At 62.7% G+C, this 5,402-nt stretch carries 3 protein-coding genes and 1 pseudogene; all 4 read left to right on the top strand.

Going from position 1 to position 5,402, the window contains the following annotated elements; genetic code table 11:
- Positions 1-375: pseudogene (locus A5777_RS18025) on the top strand (helicase); the annotation flags it as partial.
- Positions 372-2,111, top strand: coding sequence for a DUF1998 domain-containing protein (drmB, locus tag A5777_RS18020; RefSeq protein WP_064863697.1), 1,740 nt, complete (start codon positions 372-374; stop codon positions 2,109-2,111). The pseudogene A5777_RS18025 and the gene drmB, both read left to right, overlap by 4 nt.
- 35 nt (positions 2,112-2,146) lie before the next feature.
- A complete protein-coding gene (locus A5777_RS18015) occupies positions 2,147-4,963 on the top strand; it encodes a DEAD/DEAH box helicase (protein WP_064863696.1) in 2,817 nt (938 codons plus the stop codon).
- 4 nt (positions 4,964-4,967) lie between these two features.
- Positions 4,968-5,402 (top strand): hypothetical protein (locus tag A5777_RS18010; protein ID WP_156529419.1); only part of this gene is annotated, 435 nt, incomplete at its 3' end.

The following is a 5,402-nucleotide window of genomic DNA, read 5'->3' as shown; positions in this document are numbered from 1 at the left end:
GCGCGGTTGCTCATCGGAGGGCTGTCAGGTAACGGTTCCGCGCATTTGGCGGCCGACGAGTGGGATGCACTCGCCGAGGTAGTGCGCCTGATCGTCGAGAGAGTGCAGAGGGTCGCCCCGGATGAGGCAGAAGCAACCAAGGACCAGCTCGCGGCACTCTTGAAGGTCTGGGCCGACGCAGGCGAAGAGCGCGAGAACATGAAGTACCAGAACAAGAACTTAGAGGCAGCGCTGATGGTTCGGCCGGAGGAAGCGTTGACCAACGATGAGATCGAATACTCCCAGCGTGAGGTTCCCTGGCCAACACTGCAGAGCATGCGTGACGTGGACGCCGAGAGCAGCCTTTACCAGATTCCGCTGAAGAAGGTGAAATGAAAACCAACAATGTCAAGGCCCGTCGTAGTCAGCTTCTCAGCACGTACGGAATCGGTGGTCTCTTCCCCTCGGAAACAACAAGTTTCATGATTTCCGGTCTGCATGAATGGAATGAGGACGCGTCCCCGCCCATCAGCGAGCCGCGCCTCGCGCGATCCCTCGGCGTCACGGAACTCAAGTCACCACCGGCTGGTGGCCGACGCGACGTACCAGTCGTGCGCTTTCCGGAGACACAGATCTGCCCCGCGTGCCGACGCATCGGCACCGCTGCTCAGCTGGGCGGTGATTGGAATGCTACGCATTGCCGATGCAAGGATGGGCGTGACGGCGCGGCGCTGTCTCCATTCCGTCTGATCACCTCATGCGTACATGGGCATATCGACGAATTCCCCTTTTTTCAATGGCTTCATCGGGGACCCTCGGCATCCGGCGATCAGAAGCATCTGATGCACATGCAGGCACTGGGCCGCACCTCATCCCTTGATGACCTTGTGCTCAAGTGCACCTGTGGCGTGGAACCCCGAAGCCTGGATGGGGCGACGAGCACAATTGCGATGAAAGGCGTCATCCGATGCAAGGGCCGGCGGCCGTGGTTGGGGGGCGAGTACTCCGAGGACTGCGCCGAGACTCCCCAGGTGCTCCAACGTGGTGCGTCCAACGTGTGGTTCCCGGCAGTCCGGTCGACGATCTCCATTCCGCCCTACTCGGAGGCCCTCGCGAAGTTCGTCAATAAACACTGGACTGTCCTTGAGGATCCGAATCTGGCGAGTGAAGCGCTCGTCCGTAAGATCGCCGACGACTCTCGGCGATACTCGTTCGAACAGATCATGGCCGAGGTCGAACGCCGACGTGGTGAAGAGCAAGCAGACGACGTTGACGAACAGCAACTACGCAGCCAAGAGTTCGCGAAGCTCATCGAGGGTCGCGAGGAATCCAAGGACGAGTCCGACTTCGTTTGCGAGAAGACGGTTACCGGAGGTCAATTCCCTGACGGCGTACCGGACATCTTCACCGATCTACGCAAGGTGACACGCCTCCGTGAGGTCCGCGCGCTGCGTGGATTCACGAGGCTCTCCGGGGAATCCGACACCGAGAATCTCTGCAAGCTATCCCCCGAGCCCCTCCTTTGGTTACCTGCGATCGAGGTCATCGGCGAAGGCATCTTCCTCGCGCTCGACCGAAAGAAGCTCACAGACTGGGCGACGACCCCCTTCGCCGCAGACCGTCGTCGCAAGCTCCAGGAAGCAGCGAACAGGCAGGCCCGACAGTTCAAGCGCCCACCGATCATGGTCGACATCTCCAAGGTCGCACTCCACACGCTCGCCCACGTGCTGATCGATCAACTCTCGCTCGACGCCGGTTACCCGGCATCCTCGCTTCGAGAGCGACTCTTCGTCGACGAGGACATGGCCGGGATCCTCATCTACACTGCCAGCTCCGACTCGGCCGGAAGCCTCGGTGGTGTGGCCTCTCAGGCCGATCCGACCAAGTTCGCCGCCGCCATCGAAGAAGGCCTGACGAGGTTGTCGTGGTGTTCGTCCGATCCCGTGTGCATCGAGTCGCCGGCATCGGGAACCGACGCTCTGAACATGGCCGCTTGTCACGCGTGCGTGTTGGCGCCGGAGACCTCGTGCGAGCTCAACAACACGCTGCTGGATCGCGCGCTGCTGTTCGGTACCCACGAGCCCGGGGAAGAGGACGCAGGCCTCTTCAGCGGGTATCTCGCGCAGGCATAGGCTGCGAACCGGGCAGTATTCGAGGAGGCTGGGTCGTGGCAGATATCGCTGCAGGTGAGCGCGTCATCGTCCGAGATGAGGAGTGGCTCGTCCGCTCGGTGCGCGCCACCGAGTTGGACGGCGCCCGCGTCGAGGTCACCGGTGTCAGCGAACTGGTCCGTGACCAGGACGCGGTGTTCTTCGATCACCCGGACCTCGACACAATTGACCGGCTCGACCCGCGCCAGGGCCAACTCGTCGCCGACGTGTCGCCCGGATTCCGACGGACCCGCCTCTGGTTGGAGTCGGTGCGACGCAGCAGTCCGGTGCCCGCCGCCGACACGCGGATCGCGGTCGGGCACCAGGCCCTGCTCGACAGGATGGACTACCAGCTCCGTCCGGCAGCCCAGGCATTGGAGAACCTGCGCCCACGCATCCTCATTGGTGACGCCGTCGGACTGGGCAAGACACTGGAGATCGGTATCCTGCTCTCCGAGCTGATCCGCCGCGGCCGGGGTGAGCGCATCCTCGTGGTCACTCCGCGCGCGGTGCTCGAACAATTCCAGCAGGAGCTGTGGACGCGTTTCGCGATCCCACTGATCCGACTGGATTCCGCCGGCATCCAGAAGGTCAAGCAAACCCTCCCCAGTTCACGCAACCCGTTCAGCTATTACAAGCGGGTCATCGTCTCCATCGACACCCTCAAGAACCCGGCCCGCTACAAGCACCACCTCAAGAGCCAGCACTGGGACGCCGTCGTGATCGATGAGTGCCACAACCTGATCAATCGCGGCACTCAGAACAACGAACTCGCCAGACTGCTTGCGGCGCAATCGGATGCCCTCATCCTGGCCAGTGCCACCCCGCACAACGGCAAACAGGAGTCGTTTGCCGAGCTGATCAACATGCTCGACCCAACAGCCATCGTCGATCCGAACGAGTACGACGCCAAGGACATCAAGCACCTCTACGTACGCCGCCATCGAAACTCGCCCGATGTGAAACTCGACGTCGCCCACAAGTGGAAGGCCCGCAGCAAACCCGATGTCCTCGGCGTCGAACCCAATCCCGCAGAGCTGCAGGTTCTTCGCGAACTGGAGGATGTCTGGTTGCACCCGACCGGGCGTCCCGTCATCGAAGGCAAAGGCCGACAACTCTTTCCGTGGACCCTGTACAAAGCCTTCCTCTCGTCGCCGCGCGCCCTGCGGGCCAGTATCGGACGGCGCCTGAAGACCATCGACAACGACCGCGACCGGGAAGCGGTGGCGCTGCTTCGACTCGACGATCTCGCGGCCAAGGCCGAGAGGACCTCGCCGGCCAAGCTCGACGCACTCGTCTCCTACCTCGACTCGATCGGTGTGGGCAAGGATTCAGACACCCGGGTGGTCATCTTCTCCGAGCGCATCGACACGCTGGATTGGCTCCAAACTCATCTGCAGAAGAAGCTGAAGTTTTCGGCCAAGGCCGTCAATGGGCTCCTTCCAGTGGAGGTCCTGCATGCAGGCCTCTCGGACGAGAAGATCCAATCTGTGGTGGAGGGCTTCGGGCAGAAGGCGTCCGCGATCCGTATTCTCGTCGCCTCCGACATGGCATCGGAAGGCCTCAACCTCCACAAGGAGTGCCACCACCTGGTGCACTACGACCTGCCCTGGTCGTTTATCCGCATTCAGCAACGCAACGGTCGCATCGACCGGTACGGCCAAGTGCATGCACCTCAGATCACGGCGTTGGCCCTGACCACCGACGACGACGTGACCGACGACCTCAACGTCGTCACCAAACTGCTCTTGAAAGAAGACGAGGCCAACCGTGCCCTCGGTGACGCCGAGGTGCTCCTCGACCTCCATGACGCCAAGATCGAAGAAGAAACCGTCATGGAGGCCATCCGCACCCTGCAAGATCTCGCCACCGTCATCCCCGAACCCACCCCTGAGAAGCTCAATCCCTTTGCCCGGCTGATGATCAAGGGCGGCGAGCACGAGAACGAGCCGGCCCCGGACACCTCCGTCCGATTGTCGTTCTTCGACGATGACGACAACTACCTCACCGAAGAGCTGGCCGACATCGCCACCGATAAGGGGGCGACGACGCTCGACGTGTACCGCGAGGCCGACAAAGACCTCATCGCGTTCACCCCACCCGACGACCTGATCACCCGATTCCGTGACCTCCCACCGGACTACCGGGCCGAGCAGGGAATCGAAGAACGCCTCCGCTTGACCGGCAGCCCCGACGTCGCCAAGGAGCGTCTCGCCCGTGCACAGAAGGCGCAGGACACCTCCTGGCCCGACGTGCACTTCCTCACCCCGATCCATCCCGTCCTCGACTGGGCGGGTGACCGCGCCGTGGGACGATTCGGCCGCAACGAGATCCCCGTCGTCACCGGCTCCGTCGATCGCGTCTACTTCCTCACCCAAGCCGTGTGGTCCAACGACGACGGACGACCGGCCATCGCCCACTGGGGTGCGGTCACCGGGCTGCCGCAGTCACCCGAGGTCGACGACTTCGAGACCATCGTCGAGATCTCGGGACTGAGCGAAGACGCCACCAACCCCGGCATCGACCTTGACTGGCTCGCGGAATTGCAGGACCTCGTGCCCACCGCAGTCGACGCTGCCCTCGCCCACATCCGCGACCGTCGCGAGGACTTCGAACAAGACCTCCTCGAACGCGTCGACCGATACCGCGCCGGCCTGACCCAGTGGGAACAGTCGGCACTGAAGATCGCCACCGAACCAGGCAAACGCAAGGACAGCAGACTCGAGATCGAGAACACCGCGGGCAACTGGTCCGCCATCATCGACTCCCTCGCCGCATCCGGGGACCCGTTTGTGCGCGTGGTCGGTGTCATCATTCCGAAGCCCAAGGAGTGACGCAATGTTCGATTCCATTCACAACGTCAATGACTTTCTCTCCGAGCACTGGCTCGCCGAGGTCTTTCCGTCATCCCTGAAAACGCTGACACGCCAATGGAAGGAATGGTCCGAGCAGGGCAAGTCCACACCGGTCAAAGGGCTCACGGCGATCGCGGCCGGCTACATCAAAGACCTCGGCGATCTCCCAGAGGCGGACGAGACGCTCGCCGGGAGGGTCACCGAGCTACATGCGGTGCTGCTCGATGCCGTAGGCCTCAAGGCAGATCCGGTGATCTTCGAGACCCGACAGGCCGAAACGCCCATCGATCTGCCGCTGCTCGCGCGATATCCGAGTGCCACCACCACCGACTCCCTCCACATCCTGCAGGCATACCCCGTCGACAACGCCGACGCCCTGTTCGGTGGCGGCGCCGAACTGGTGGAACCCCTGACCATC

This window comes from Gordonia sp. 852002-10350_SCH5691597 (assembly GCF_001665715.1).
Taxonomy (GTDB): Bacteria; Actinomycetota; Actinomycetes; order Mycobacteriales; family Mycobacteriaceae; genus Gordonia; species Gordonia sputi.
Note: the sequence above shows the minus strand (reverse complement) of the source record. Positions and strands in the feature narration are given on the sequence as shown.